The sequence below is a fragment of the Rhodobacter sp. NTK016B genome, assembly GCF_017303295.1.
Taxonomy (GTDB): Bacteria; Pseudomonadota; Alphaproteobacteria; order Rhodobacterales; family Rhodobacteraceae; genus Pararhodobacter.
In genome coordinates this window covers 98,308-111,786 of sequence record NZ_JAFKOK010000002.1, presented here as the reverse complement: position 1 = coordinate 111,786, position 13,479 = coordinate 98,308, and the positions used below count along the sequence as shown (strand labels likewise).

The following is a 13,479-nucleotide window of genomic DNA, read 5'->3' as shown; positions in this document are numbered from 1 at the left end:
GCACTTGCGGCCCGCGACGGGCCACCCGATCCATGAATGTGGCGCCGCCACGTCACTTGGATGCGGCGAAACGCCCGGCCCTCTCTGGCGGGGTGACAGGGGTTTCGGCTTCCGCTATGGAAAGGAAAAACCACGGGAATGGAGACTTCCGACATGGCGCACGAACACGGGTCGATGGACACCACCGAACAGGAAAAGACCTTTGCCGGTTTCATCAAGGCGGCTGTCTGGGTCGGCGGTTTCTCTATCGCTGTCCTGATCTTCCTGGCGCTCGCCAATTCCTGACGCGCCTGCTTTGATGCGGCGTCCCTATGACCCCGCGCAAACGCGGTAGCCGGGCGCGCTTTGCGCCCGGTTTCATGGAAAGGACGCCGCCATGCCCCTGCTGACAAGAGCCTTCGCTCTGGTTGCCCTCGTCATTCTGGCAGCCTGTACGACCAAGCCCACCGTCTGGGCGCCCGAAGCCGATGTGATCGCCGCCCGCTACCAGCATGACGGCCCGGCCGAGATCGTGCTGTTCAACGTCATCAAGAACGATGGCGGTCAGGGCGAGCACGCGGCGCTGATGATCAATGCGCCCAGCCAGCGGGTGCTGTTCGATCCGGCAGGGACGTGGACCCATCCCGACGCGCCCGAGCGTCACGATGTCCATTACGGCTTCGACGATACGCAGCTTTATCGCTACACCTATTACCACGCGCGTCGCACGCACCATGTGCGCATCCAGACGCTGCGGGTGCCGCCCGAAACAGCCGAGATGATCCTGCGGCTGGCCGAGCGTGAGGGCCCTGTCCCCGATGCGTTCTGCGCCAAATCCATCGTCGCCATCCTGACGCAGGTACCGGGGTTCGAGTGGATCGAGGACAGCTTCTATCCCAACAGCCTGTCCGAACAATTCGCGACGATACCGGGGGTGATGGAAGAGCGGGTCTATTCCGACGCCGAGCCAACGGAACGCCAGCAATACACGGAATGACAAAACGGGGCCTTCGGGCCCCGTTTTCGTATCCGGTGATGCGTCCCGACGCTCAGGCCAAAAGCAGGGTCAGAACCGTCAGCGTCGCGGCGCCGCTGAGCATTGCCCAGATCGCGTTCTTGGTCCACACGCCCAGTGCCAGCGTGACCAGCGCGGTGGCCAGCAGCGTCGGGTCGGGCGTCGTCGCCCCTTCGGGCGGCAGGAAGACGCGCGGTGCGACCAGCCCCGGCAAGACCGCCACCGGCGTATAGCGCAGCAGCCTGAGGGCCCAGGCGGGCAGCGGGCGCGACCCCAGCAGGCCAAGGAACGAAAAGCGCAGCGCGAAGGTGCCTATCCCGAGCCCGATGACGATCAGCCAGATGATCGGTTGCGACAGGGTCATGGGCGTTCCTCCTGACGGCGCGCCAGCCAGACCTCGACGCCCGAGCCGACGATCATCGCCAGAAGCCCTGCCACCAGCAGCCCGAGGCTATAGGGCAGTCCCGCCAGCAGCAGCGCGGCAATGACCGATGTCAGCGCCGCCGCGACATGCGCCAGCGTGCGCAGCATCGGACCGATAAGCGCGATAAAGGCGATGGGGATCGCCGCGCCGATCGGGATCGTGTCGGGGATCTGCGCGCCCAGCACCGCCCCCGCCAGCGTGCCGACATACCAGATCGGGCAGATCAGCGTGACCACGCCGAAGTAATAGGCGACTTTGGCCGGGGTGCTCCAGCCCGGGGTCTTTTCGTATTGCAGGGCTGAGACGGCGAAGGCCTGATCGACCATCAGATAGGCAATAAGCGCCCGCTGCCAGACCGGCGCCCGCCCCAGATGCGGCGTGAGCGAGGCCGAATACATCGCCATCCGCAGGTTCACGGCCAGCGCGGTGACAAGGATGATCGCGACGGGTGCGTTGTCGGTCATCATCTGGATCGCGGTCAGCTGTGCGGCCCCGGCGATGACGGCGATCGAGAAGGCCATCGTTTGCAGCACGTCGAGCCCGGCTTCGGTCGCGACCACCCCGAACACCACGCCGAACGGCGCGACGACCAGGATGAACGGCCAGCCGTGTTTGAAACCCCGCCAGAAGGCTTGGCGCTGCGTTGGGTTGTCAGTCATCGTGTTATCCAAAAATTCCGGTCACTCGACCCAGAAGCATGAAAGCGCGCGCCGAACGGGTTTCGGCGAATTGCGCGATCTCGCCATCCGAGGCGGCGGCCTCGAAGACGACGAAACGGCGGTCGAACGTGCGCAGGAAATGATGCGCCGCCTCGCGAAAACCGGGGTCCGAGCGCATGCGGGCATAGGTCAGCGCCAGCGACGAGCGGTCGCGAATCCCCCCCAGCGCCGCCACTTCCGGTCCCCGCGCGCCCAGTGCAAAGGCCCGCCAGATTTCGGGGCGGGCCCGGTCGGGGCGCAGGTCGTCCATATAGATGCCTTCCTGCGCCAGCACCGTCAGCACGGATTGCGCAGCGTGGATCAGCAACGCGGTGCCGTGATCCTCCATCGCGCGGCGCAGGGCGGCGAAGCCCTCTTCGTCATGCTCGGTCTCGGGGAAGTTGAGCGCGCGGATGAAATCGGCCGGGCGCACCGGTTCGGGCGCGGGCTCGGGATTGTCGAGCGCCAGCGCGGGCTGGGCATCGTCGGCGGTCTCTGGCTTGGCATTGGGCGAGACGGTGAAGGGCATGTGCCGGCGCGTGCTGAACATCGCCATACGGTCTTCGGCGGCGCGCTGGGCGGCGGCGATCTCGTCGAGCTTTTCTTCGACCGAAGGTTTCAGCGCCAGCCCCGCTGCCTGCTGTTCGCGGATCCACGCGCGGCGCATCCCCTCGACCGTGCTCTGCAGCCGCGCCGCGTCGTCGCGCATCCCGCGCGCGGCTTTCAGCACCAGCACCGCGACCCAGATCAGCGCGACCGGCAGGAACACCGCCAGCGCGATCACCACAAGACCCAGTGTGTCCGAGATACTCATGCCCTGCCGGTCGAGCACCACCAGCGCCGCGACCATCATGCCAAGCCACACAAGCGACAGGCCGAAAGCCAGCCCTTCGCCGGCCATCCGGGCGGGCTTGGCCGCCGGGGCATTGGTCGTGGCGGGATCGGATGCGCCGTCGTCTGCCGCGTGCGGCGGCGCGACGAAGGCGGGCGGCGTGTGGCGGGCCTTGGGCGCGGTGTCGCCGGAATTGGCGTTCGGCTGGCTTGCGCCATTTCCGCCGTCAGCCTGCGATTCGGGTGGCGTTTCCGGCCGGGGCGACTGGTCCGGTTCCGATCCGCTCAACGGTGGCGGGGTGCGGGATCCGGCCGGGGCCTGTCCCCCCTTGGCCGGGCCTGAAGCCCGAGGCGGGACGCTTGAAGCGGCGTCGTCATTGGGGGCCTCGGAATCGGACATGCCATTGCTGTCAGCGATACACGATCGCCAGCACCTCGTAGCTGCGCTCGCCGCCGGGCGTGCGGACTTCGACGGAATCGCCCTCTTCCTTGCCGATCAGCGCCCGTGCGAGGGGCGACTTGATGTTCAGCAGGTTGTTCTCGATATCGGCCTCGGCCTCGCCCACGATCTGGTAGGTCTTTTCCTCGTCGGTGTCCTCGTCGACGATGGTCACCGTCGCGCCGAACTTGATCGAGCCCGACAGCTTCGCCGGGTCGATGACCTCGGCCAGCCCCAGAAGGCCTTCGACCTCCTTGATGCGGCCCTCGATGAAGCTCTGCTTCTCGCGCGCGGCATGGTATTCGGCGTTCTCCGACAGATCGCCATGTTCACGCGCCTCGGCAATCGCACGGATCACGGCCGGGCGCTCGACGGATTTGAGGTTGCGCAGTTCCGCGTTCAGGGCATCGAAGCCGCGGCGGGTCATGAGGATCTTTTCCATCGGGTCTCACACGCAAATGAAAACGCCCTCGGCCAACGGCCGGGGCAGTTCTGAGGTCAACGCAACCATCTGATAACAAGGGGCGGGTGAAATGCAAGCCCCGCCTGAAGGCCCGCCGGGGCAGGGCGGCGCACAACCGCCGGCTGTGGTTCCGCAGGCCCCTGACGTCGTGATACAGAGATTGTCTGCAACGCAGCATTCTGACGCGCGGTCTGGATTGACCCTTACGCCCTGCAAAGGGTATCCACCACGAAACAAAGTTGCGCCATTTGGCAGCCATTCGTCACGAGGAGCCACCATGCCAGAGACCGGACCCGCGATCGAACGCGAATCGATGGAATACGATGTCGTCATCGTCGGTGCCGGCCCCGCCGGCCTGTCGGCGGCGATCCGGCTCAAGCAGCTCGACGCGGATCTCAGCGTCGTGGTGCTGGAGAAGGGCTCGGAAGTGGGCGCGCATATCCTGTCGGGCGCGGTGCTGGACCCGTCGGGCCTGAACCGGCTGATCCCGGACTGGAAGGAAAAGGGCGCGCCGCTCAACGTGCCGGTGACGCACGACAATTTCTACATGCTGGGCGAGGGGGGCTCGGTCCGTGTGCCGAACTGGCCGATGCCGCCCTTGATGAACAACCACGGCAATTACATCGTCTCGATGGGCAATGTCTGCCGCTGGATGGCCGAACAGGCCGAAGCGCTGGGCGTCGAGATCTTCCCGGGCATGGCGGCAAGCGAACTGGTCTATGACGGCGACCGCGTGAAGGGCGTCGTCGCCGGGGTGTTCGGTCTGGAGCCCGATGGCTCGATCGGCGAAAACACCGAAGTCGGCATGGAGCTGCACGGCAAATACGTGTTCATCGCGGAAGGCGTGCGCGGCTCGCTGGCCAAGGAACTGATCCAGAAATACGAGCTGTCGAAGGGTCATTGCCCGCAGAAATTCGGCCTCGGGATGAAAGAGATCTGGGAAATCGACCCCGAGAAGCACCGCGAAGGCACCGTCACGCACACGATGGGCTGGCCGCTGGGTGGCAATGCGGGCGGCGGGTCGTTCATCTACCATTTCGAAAACAATCAGGTTCTGATCGGTTTCGTAGTTCACCTGAACTACAAGAACCCGCATCTGTATCCCTACATGGAATTCCAGCGCTTCAAGCACCATCCGATGGTTGCCGAGCTGCTGAAAGGCGGCAAGCGCGTGGCCTATGGCGCGCGCGCGATTTCCGAAGGCGGCTGGCAGTCGATCCCGAAAATGACCATGCCGGGTGCGGTGCTGCTGGGCTGCTCGGCCGGGCTGGTGAACGTGCCGCGCATCAAGGGCAACCATAACGCGATGCATTCGGGCATCGAGGCCGCCGAGGCCGCCTATGAGGCGATCAAGGCCGGCCGTGAGGGCGACGAGCTGCCGATCTACGAAGAGAACGTGCGCGGCGGCGTGATCGGCAAGGATCTGAAGCGGGTCCGCAACGTCAAGCCGATGTGGTCGAAATGGGGCCTCGTGGCCTCGACCGCGCTGGGCGGGCTCGACATGTGGACGAACACGCTGGGCTTTTCGCTGTTCGGCACGCTGCGCCACCGGATCAACGACGCGCAGGCCACGGGCGAGGCGGCGAAATACAAGCCCATCGACTATCCGCGGCCCGATGGCGTGTTGTCTTTCGACCGGCTGACCAACGTGTCCTTCAGCGCCACGAACCACGAAGAAAGCCAGCCCTGCCACCTGAAGCTCAAGGATCCCTCGATCCCGATTTCAGTGAACCTGCCGAAATTCGACGAGCCCGCGCAGCGCTATTGCCCGGCGGGCGTCTACGAGGTGGTCGAGAAGGACGGCAAGCCGGAATTCGTGATCAACTTCCAGAACTGCGTTCATTGCAAGACCTGCGACATCAAGGATCCCAGCCAGAACATCAACTGGACCACGCCGCAGGGCGGAGACGGGCCCAACTACCCGAATATGTGACGCTGATGCCGGGCCGCTCGCGCTTGCGTGATCCTTCACGCGGGCGCGGGCAGGCCACGCGCATTGCCCTTGACCGGTCAGCCCGCTACATCTGGGGACAGACGATCCCTCAGCCTCGCGGGAGACACCCTTGCCTTTTCCCCCCTTTCTTCGCCCGGCCCTTCTGGCCGTTCTGACGACCACGGGCGTGCTTGCGCCGTCTATGGCCAGCGCGCAGGGGGCCGCCGGTGCGTTCCTGGCGGCGCGGCAGGCGGGGATCATGAACGATTTCTCGGCCTCGCTGCCGTATCTCGAGCGGCTTCACAGCCTCAATCCCGACGATTTGTCGACGCTTGAGGGGCTGGTGATCAGCGCGTTCACGGTGGGCGAGGTCGAACAGGCCACGCGCAACGCGACCGATATGCTGGCGCTCGATCCGTCGAACCGCATCGCCTCGCTGGTGCTGCTGGCGCAGGCCTTTGTCGAGGCCGACTACACCCGCGCGCTGGAGCTGACGCAAAGCGACGCCGACATGCACCCGCTGATCGAAGGGCTGGCACAGGCCTGGGCGCATCTGGGGGCCGGGCGAATGTCCGAAGCGCTGGAAACGCTCGACCAGATTTCCGGCATGGAGGGGATGGAGGCTTTCGCGGGCTATTGCCGCGCGCTGTCGCTGGCGCTGGTGGGCGATGTCGAAGGCGCACTTGCCGCCGTCGAGAACCCCGATACCGGCGTGGCCAGTGCGCTGAACCGTCGCGGATATATGGCTTACGCGCAGCTTCTGGCGCTCAACGAGCGCTATGACGAGGCCGTGACGCTGATCGACACGGTGTTTCTGGGCGGGACCGATCCGCGCATCGACCAGATGCGCGCCGCCTATACCGAAGGCCGTGCGCTGCCCTTCGACGTGATCGCAACCCCGGCACAGGGCATGGCCGAGGTGTTCTCGGTCATGGCGACGGCGATGGAAAACGCCCGCAACCCGGTCGAGGCGCTGATCTACGCGCAGGCGGCAGTCTGGGTGAATCCGGCGCTGTCGGAATCGCAGCTGATGATCGGCCAGATCTTCGAAGACATGGAACAGCCGCATATGGCCGCTCAGGCCTATGATGCGATCCCCGACGACGACGTGCTGGGCAATGCCGCGCGGATGGGCCGGGCGCAGGTGCTGGAAACGTTGGGCCGCCGGGACGAGGCGATCGCCGATCTGACCGCGATGGCCGACGAGAACCCCGACAGCTATGCGGCCAGCAGCGTGCTGGCCGATTTCCTGCGCCGCGACGAGCAATTCGCCGCCGCCGCCGAGGCCTATTCCCGCGCCATCGCGCTGATGGAGGATGCGGGTCTGTCGCCGGAATGGCCGATCTGGTTCTCGCGCGCGGTGGCCTATTCGCGCGCCGACAATTGGGAGGCCGCCGAGGCCGATTTCCGCCGCGCGCTCGAAGTCGAGCCCGATCAGCCCACGGTGCTGAACTATCTGGGCTATTCGCTGATCGAACGCGGCGAGAAGCTGGACGAGGCGCTCGACATGATCGAGCGCGCCGTCGCGGGCGATCCCGACAGCGGCTATATCCTCGACAGTCTTGCCTGGGCGCTGTTCCGTCTGGGCCGCTATGACGAAGCGCTGCCGCATATGGAGCGTTCGGTCGAGATGGAGCCCACCGACGCAGTGCTCAACGACCATCTGGGCGATGTCTACTGGGCCGTGGGCCGTCAGCGAGAGGCCCGCTTCCAGTGGCGCCGCGCGCTGTCCTTCGCGCCTGCCGACCAGCTCGATCAGGACCGCGTGCGCCGCAAGCTCGACCTCGGGCTGGATGCGGTGCGTCAGGAGGCGGGAGAACCGCCGCTGCATCCGGCCGAGTGATGCCGGGCGCGACCCGGGTTGCCCCGGCCAAGATCAACCTGACGCTGCACGTCACCGGCCAGCGCGAGGACGGCTATCACCTGCTGGATTCGCTGGTGGTCTTTGCCGAGGCCGGCGACGGGCTGACGCTCGGTCCCGGGCCGGGCCTGTCGCTGGATATTCACGGCCCGCAGGCCGCGGCTCTGGCACCCGAGCCTGACAACCTGATCCTGCGCGCCGCGCGGTTGATGGGGGCCGAAGGCGCGGCCTTCACGCTGGATAAATGGCTGCCGGTGGCGTCGGGGATGGGGGGCGGTTCGTCCGATGCCGCCGCCGCGATCCGGCTGTTGGCCGAGCGGGACGCGAAACCCCTTCCCGGTATCGACGCGCTGATGCGGCTGGGCGCCGATCTGCCGGTCTGCATGGCCGCGCCGCAGCCCTCGCGGATGCAGGGGCTGGGCGAGCAGGTGGTGCCGCTTGCGGGCATCCCGGCCTTGTGGCTGCTTCTGGTCAATCCGGGGCAGGGGCTGTCGACGCCCGCCGTCTTCAAGGCCATGACCGAGCGCCGGAACCCGCCCATGCCCGACGCCTTGCCTGAGGGGTTGGACGCGCCCGCGCTTTGTGACTGGCTTGGGGGGATGCGCAACGATCTGCAAGATCCGGCGATCCGCCTGATGCCCGCGATCCGTGATCTGCTGGATATGATCGAGGCCCAGCCCGGCTGCGCGCTGGCGCGCATGACCGGATCAGGCGCGACCTGTTTCGGGATCTTCCGCGATCAGGCCAGCCGCGATGACGCGGCTTCGGCCCTGAACTTGGCCCTGAACTCGGCCGTGAATGGGCAGGCGGCTTTCGTTCTGGCGACCCGGACCCTGCCGTCGCCTAGTTGACGCGCTCCACGACGAAATCCGCCAGATCCGACAGCATCGCTTTCAGCGGATGCCCGGGCATCGGCGCCAGCGCGCCGCGCGCTCGCGCGGCCCAGTCCAGCGCCGCCTGACGGGTCGAGGCCAGCGCGCCGTGTTTCTCAAGCAGCGCCATCGCGGTGTCCAGATCGCCGTCTTCCTGCTGGCCGCGCGCAATCGTGCGGTCCCAGAACGCGCGCTCCTCGTCATCGGCTGCGGCGATGGCGCGGATCACCGGCATGGTCAGTTTGCGCTCGCGGAAATCGTCGCCAAGGTTCTTGCCGATCGCATTCCCGGCGCCGCCGTAATCCAGATAATCGTCGACGATCTGAAAGCAGATCCCCAGCGCGTCGCCGTAATCGAACATCGCTTGCACCTGCTCTTCGGGTGCGCCGGTGATGACCGGTCCGACCTGCGTCGCCGCCGAGAACAAGGCCGCTGTCTTGCCACGGATCACCGTCATGTAGGTGTCTTCCGTGGTGGCGATGTTCTGCGCCGCTGTCAGTTGCAGAACCTCGCCCTCGGCGATCACGGCGGCTGCGTTCGACAGGATCGACAGGGCGCGGAGATTGCCGGGCTCGACCATCAGCTGGAACGCCCGGGCGAACAGATAGTCGCCCACCAGCACGCTTGATTTGTTGTCCCAAAGCAGGTTCGCCGTCGGACGCCCGCGCCGCTGGCCGCTTTCATCGACCACATCGTCATGCAAGAGCGTCGCGGTGTGGATGAACTCGACCGTCGCGGCCAGCTTGACGTGATCGTCGCCCTGATAGCCGCATAGCCGCGCCGCGGCGAGCGTCAGCATCGGGCGGATGCGTTTGCCGCCCGCTTCGATCAGATGCGCGGTCACCTCGGGGATGCGCGGCGCGTTCTCTGACATCATGCGGGTGCGAATCAGGGCGTTCACCTGATCCATGTCATCGGTCAGGACTCGAGACAGGGCTTCGAGCGGGCTGACGGAGGTGACATTCATCGGCGGCTGCCTCTGCTTTGACAAGCTCCAGGGCTTGCCGTTTAGTGATCTCATGAAAGAACTGCTGCGTACGACCGACCCGACGGTCATCCCCTTCGCAACGGCGCTTCTTGCGGCGGAAGGTATAGAGGCGTTTCCCGTGGACGTCCATATGAGCGCGTTGTCCATCGTGCCGCAGCGGCTGCTGGTCCGCGACGAACAACTCTTCATGGCAAAGGCAATCCTGCGTGACAACAACGTGCCGGTTGATGACTGACCCGACGCTGACCCGCGACGTCTATATGGATGGCCGTTTCACCATCGCGCAACCGCGCGATGGCTACCGCGCGGCGACCGATCCACTGCTTTTAGCGGCGGCCGTGCCCGCACAGCCTGGCCAGTCGGTGCTGGAACTCGGCTGCGGCGCGGGAACGGCGCTGATCGCGCTGGCGTCGCGGGTGGCGGGGCTGTCGCTGTCCGGGGTTGAACGGCAGCCCTTCTACGCCGATCTGGCACGGCGGAACATGGCCGAGAATGGTCTGGAGGCCTGCGTCGCGACCGGGGACCTGCGGTCGATTCCCGCTGAGCTGCGTCTGCCTTTCGATCATGTTCTGGCCAATCCGCCCTATTATCGCCCAACTGGCCCCGCCGCCCGCGATGCCGGGCGCGATGCCGCGCTGCGCGAGGAAACGCCGCTGGCCGATTGGGTGGATTGCGGTCTCAAGCGGCTGAAAAGCGGCGGTTATCTGACGATCATCCATCTGGCCGAGCGGTTGCCTGAGCTCTTGATCGCCATTGGAACGCGCGCCGCCTGCCGGGTGCGTCCGATCGCCGCGCGGCAACAACGATCCGCCGGAAGGATCGTGTTGCAAGCCCGAAAGGGCAGCCGGGCGGCTTTCGTGATGCAGGCCCCCCTCGTGATGCATGAAGGCGAGGCACATGTCGCCGACGGTGACGACTTTACACGCAAAGCGCGAGCGATCCTGCGGGGCGGAGCGGCGCTGGATTGGGACTGAAGGCCGCTCGGCTTGTTCTCGCTGGTGAAACCAAATTTCCACAAATCGCCTTCGGGTTTTGTGTGACAAAAGCATGAAGATGTGGTGCACTTGACCATACGGACACCCGTATAAGGAGGATACTCATGTCGCTGACTTCGCATCTTCACGAATTGCGCCGTCGTCACCAGGTACTTTCCGATCAGGTCGAAGCCGCGCAACGTGCACCGGGCTCCGATGACATGACCATCGCCCATATGAAGAAGCAGAAGTTGCGCCTGAAGGAAGAGATTACGCGTCTCGCCGCCGAATAAGGCGGCCTGAACGGCGCGATCCGGCGCGTGCGGCCAGAACGGCGCCGCCCGTGATCAGCAAGGCAGCCACGGCCAGCGAAAGGCTGGCCCTGGCCATACCGGCAACGACAAGGGCGAGGGTCGACAACAGGGGCGCTGCATAGGACGCCGTCCCCAAAAGCTGAATGTCCCCGCCCTTCACGCCGATGTCCCATGTGTAAAAGGCCAGCCCGACTGGTCCGAGTCCCAGCGCAATCACGGCCAGCCAGCCCGTCGCATCGACGGGCCATATCGTGGCTTCCAGACCGATATGCGCCACAACCGACAGCAACGCGGTCAGCAGGCAGTTGACCGCGACAGCAGCCGTCGGAACGCCTTTCAACCGCCGCGAGCCCAGCGAATAGGTTGCCCAGGTCAGCGCCGCCGCGAAGGCAACGCCGTAGCCCGCCAGCGCGCCTGACAAGGCCCCCAATCCGCCCGCGACGATCAGTGCGGCCCCCGCAAAGGCCATCAGCGCGCCGATCAGGTGACCGGGCCGGAGCGTTTCACCGGGAAGAAGCCCTGAGAAAACGACGATGAACAGCGGCCAGAGATAGCAGATCAACCCCGCCTCGGCGGCGGGGGCCATGCGCAGGGCGGTGAAATACAGGAAATGATAGCCGAACAGCCCCAGCGTCCCGAAGGCATAGGCGCCCAGAGGCACCTGTCGCAATTGCCGCAACCCGCCGGTCGCGCCGATCCAGATCAGACCCACCGCGCCGCCGATCCCGAAGGTCAGCGCGTTCAGCAGGAACGGGGGCACGGGTTCCGACGCGACCGTGAACAGCGCCAGCAGCGCCCAGAGCGCCACCGCCGAAAAGCCCACCCATGTTGCCTTGTCCCGCGTCATGTCTCTCGCCTTGGTTGAACCGGGCGCGTGCGCCGGCGCGCCAAGGAAACGCAACCGGCGCGAAAGGACAAGCCGTTCTTTGTCCGGCGCTTGGGGTCATGCAAAAGGGCGGGGCAACGGCCCCGCCCTGTACCGCCATGGGACAGCGATCAGACGAAGAACTGCGCACCGTTGGCGCTGATCGTCGAGCCGTTGATGAAGCCCGCATCGTCGGAGGCAAGGAACGCCACGCAGCGGGCGATTTCCTCGGGCTCGCCCAGACGACCGGCGGGGATGCCCGCGATGATCGATTCCCGTACCTTCTCGGGCACGGCCATGACCATTTCGGTCGCGATATAGCCCGGGCAGACGGCGTTGGCGGTGATGCCGAAACGCGCGCCTTCCTGCGCCAGCGACTTGACGATACCCAGATCACCCGCCTTGGTCGCGGCGTAGTTCACCTGACCGAACTGGCCCTTCTGCCCGTTGATCGAGCTGATGACCACGACACGGCCGAATTTACGCTCGCGCAGGCCCGGCCAGATCGGGTGCACGGTGTTGAACACGCCGGTAAGGTTGGTGTCGATGACCGCGTTCCATTGCTCGGGCGTCATCTTGTGGAACGGCGCGTCCTTGGTGATACCGGCATTGGCGACGACGATGTCGATCGGGCCCAGATCGGCCTCGACCGCGGCGATCCCGGTTTTCGACGCCTCGTAATCGGCGACGTTCCATTTATAGGTCTTGATGCCGGTTTCTTCGGTGAATTTTGCCGCCGCTTCGTCATTGCCCGCATAGCTTGCAGCGACGGTGCAGCCCGCGTCTTTCAGCGCCTTCGAGATCGCCGCGCCGATGCCCCGCGAACCCCCGGTAACCAATGCAACTCGTGCCATTTCACTCCTCCTCTAAACTTATCTTAGAAACGTTGTTACTTGTAGTGGATTTCTCACGCAAGATTATTGCGCAACTATTTCAGCCTTTTCGCCATCGGCCATGAGCCGCTCGGCGTCTTGCGCGCCCAATTCCCATGTTCGCCGCAATTTGCCCGGATCGGTGAAATCGATCTTGTCGGCGGGCGTTTCTTCCGAGGGATGCAGGTAGACCCGGCTCGGCACCTCCGGCAGTCGTTTGTAGCGCCGGGTGAGCAGGATCACCGTACAGCCCTCATCGGGATCGGGCAGCGGCGCCTGATCGGCCATACCGCCATCGACGACACGCGCCCCGTCCCAGAGCGGCGGCTCGAAAACCGGCGGGATCACCGCCGCGGCGCTGACCAGATCGACCAGCCGGCCGTTGCGCGCGGCCTCGTTCGCGTCGATCAGCCGGGCGCTGAGGCCCATTTTTTCGGCCCAGCCGAAATGCGGCGCGTTCACCATGTGCAGCTCGGCCTCATAGGCGGCGGCAAGGGCCGTGCCGGTCAGCGTCGGCAGGCCGGTCTTCGGCGGATGGGCGATCAGGATCTGAAAGCGCGGCCCTTCAGCCACCTTGGCCTGCGCCGTGTCATCGAGGACATCGGCCACAACCTGCGAATAAAGCCGTTGATGCGGGGTGATGCCCTCGGCATCGGCGTTAAACAGGTCGAGATTGCTGTCCCGCTGTTCGAACGCATCGCACATCGCCTCAAGCAGACGTTGGGCATTGCCCGAAAGCCATGCCGCCCCGGCCAGGGCCCCACCGCTGACGCCCGTGATCCGGCGCGGGTGAAAGGCGCGGTCCTGTGCCAGCCGGGTCAGGAACCCGCCCTGCCAGAAGCAGCGCAGCCCGCCGCCGGAAAAGACCAGCTGGTCGGGATCGGTCAGGGCAGGGTGGCTCATGGCGGCTCGGTCCGGTCGGTCGCGGGGCGGCAGGGGCCGCCCCGGATT

16 protein-coding genes are annotated in these 13,479 nt (G+C 65.7%); 8 read left to right on the top strand and 8 right to left on the bottom strand.

Features of this window, described 5'->3' with window-relative positions; translation table 11 throughout:
* Positions 1-138 precede the first annotated feature (138 nt).
* Positions 139-285 (top strand): aa3-type cytochrome c oxidase subunit IV, encoded by a 147-nt coding sequence (locus JI664_RS02850; RefSeq protein ID WP_286173797.1) that lies wholly within the window; start codon positions 139-141, stop codon positions 283-285.
* 91 nt (positions 286-376) lie between these two features.
* Positions 377-976, top strand: coding sequence for a hypothetical protein (locus JI664_RS02845; RefSeq protein ID WP_207012211.1), 600 nt, complete (start codon positions 377-379; stop codon positions 974-976).
* A gap of 52 nt (positions 977-1,028) precedes the next feature.
* On the opposite strand, the gene JI664_RS02840 is transcribed toward JI664_RS02845, so the two are convergent.
* The 4 genes from JI664_RS02840 to greA form a co-directional block, all read right to left on the bottom strand.
* Positions 1,029-1,358 (bottom strand): AzlD domain-containing protein, encoded by a 330-nt coding sequence (locus JI664_RS02840; protein ID WP_207012210.1) that lies wholly within the window; start codon positions 1,356-1,358, stop codon positions 1,029-1,031.
* Positions 1,355-2,077, bottom strand: coding sequence for an AzlC family ABC transporter permease (locus JI664_RS02835; protein WP_207012209.1), 723 nt, complete (start codon positions 2,075-2,077; stop codon positions 1,355-1,357). The genes JI664_RS02840 and JI664_RS02835 overlap by 4 nt, the downstream gene beginning before the upstream one ends.
* A gap of 4 nt (positions 2,078-2,081) precedes the next feature.
* Positions 2,082-3,236 carry a hypothetical protein gene (locus JI664_RS02830; protein WP_286173795.1) on the bottom strand — a complete coding sequence of 385 codons (1,155 nt, stop codon included), beginning with the start codon at positions 3,234-3,236 and terminating at the stop codon, positions 2,082-2,084.
* A gap of 121 nt (positions 3,237-3,357) precedes the next feature.
* On the bottom strand, positions 3,358-3,828 hold the full coding sequence (gene greA, locus JI664_RS02825) for a transcription elongation factor GreA (RefSeq protein ID WP_207012208.1): 471 nt from the start codon (positions 3,826-3,828) through the stop codon (positions 3,358-3,360).
* A 298-nt stretch (positions 3,829-4,126) separates the two neighbouring features.
* Between greA and JI664_RS02820 the strand changes: the two genes are divergently transcribed.
* From JI664_RS02820 to JI664_RS02810, 3 genes are all read left to right on the top strand, one after another.
* Positions 4,127-5,782: an electron transfer flavoprotein-ubiquinone oxidoreductase gene (locus JI664_RS02820; RefSeq protein WP_207012207.1), complete on the top strand. Its 1,656-nt coding sequence runs from the start codon at positions 4,127-4,129 to the stop codon at positions 5,780-5,782.
* Between the two features lie 130 nt (positions 5,783-5,912).
* Complete coding sequence (locus JI664_RS02815) at positions 5,913-7,625, top strand: tetratricopeptide repeat protein (RefSeq protein ID WP_207012206.1); 1,713 nt, start codon at positions 5,913-5,915, stop codon at positions 7,623-7,625.
* Positions 7,625-8,494: a 4-(cytidine 5'-diphospho)-2-C-methyl-D-erythritol kinase gene (locus JI664_RS02810; protein ID WP_207012205.1), complete on the top strand. Its 870-nt coding sequence runs from the start codon at positions 7,625-7,627 to the stop codon at positions 8,492-8,494. The genes JI664_RS02815 and JI664_RS02810 overlap by 1 nt, the downstream gene beginning before the upstream one ends.
* On the opposite strand, the gene JI664_RS02805 is transcribed toward JI664_RS02810, so the two are convergent.
* Entirely contained in the window at positions 8,487-9,482 is a 996-nt protein-coding gene (locus tag JI664_RS02805; protein ID WP_207012204.1) for a polyprenyl synthetase family protein, read from the bottom strand. The two genes, JI664_RS02810 and JI664_RS02805, sit on opposite strands and share 8 nt — an antisense overlap.
* A gap of 52 nt (positions 9,483-9,534) precedes the next feature.
* Here JI664_RS02805 and JI664_RS02800 point away from each other — a divergent pair, with 52 nt between their 5' ends.
* The 3 genes from JI664_RS02800 (at position 9,535) to JI664_RS02790 (ending at position 10,770) form a co-directional block, all read left to right on the top strand.
* On the top strand, positions 9,535-9,738 hold the full coding sequence (locus tag JI664_RS02800) for a DUF2007 domain-containing protein (RefSeq protein ID WP_207012203.1): 204 nt from the start codon (positions 9,535-9,537) through the stop codon (positions 9,736-9,738).
* Entirely contained in the window at positions 9,728-10,477 is a 750-nt protein-coding gene (locus JI664_RS02795; protein WP_414707708.1) for a tRNA1(Val) (adenine(37)-N6)-methyltransferase, read from the top strand. The genes JI664_RS02800 and JI664_RS02795 overlap by 11 nt, the downstream gene beginning before the upstream one ends.
* Positions 10,478-10,602: 125 nt before the next feature.
* Entirely contained in the window at positions 10,603-10,770 is a 168-nt protein-coding gene (locus tag JI664_RS02790) for a YdcH family protein (RefSeq protein ID WP_207012201.1), read from the top strand.
* On the opposite strand, the gene JI664_RS02785 is transcribed toward JI664_RS02790, so the two are convergent.
* From JI664_RS02785 to JI664_RS02775, 3 genes are all read right to left on the bottom strand, one after another.
* Positions 10,748-11,638, bottom strand: coding sequence for a DMT family transporter (locus tag JI664_RS02785; RefSeq protein WP_207012200.1), 891 nt, complete (start codon positions 11,636-11,638; stop codon positions 10,748-10,750). The genes JI664_RS02790 and JI664_RS02785 overlap by 23 nt on opposite strands.
* A 149-nt stretch (positions 11,639-11,787) precedes the next feature.
* On the bottom strand, positions 11,788-12,510 hold the full coding sequence (phbB, locus tag JI664_RS02780; protein WP_207012199.1) for an acetoacetyl-CoA reductase: 723 nt from the start codon (positions 12,508-12,510) through the stop codon (positions 11,788-11,790).
* 63 nt (positions 12,511-12,573) lie between these two features.
* A complete protein-coding gene (locus JI664_RS02775; protein WP_207012198.1) occupies positions 12,574-13,431 on the bottom strand; it encodes a patatin-like phospholipase family protein in 858 nt (285 codons plus the stop codon).
* Between the last annotated feature and the right edge of the window lie 48 nt (positions 13,432-13,479).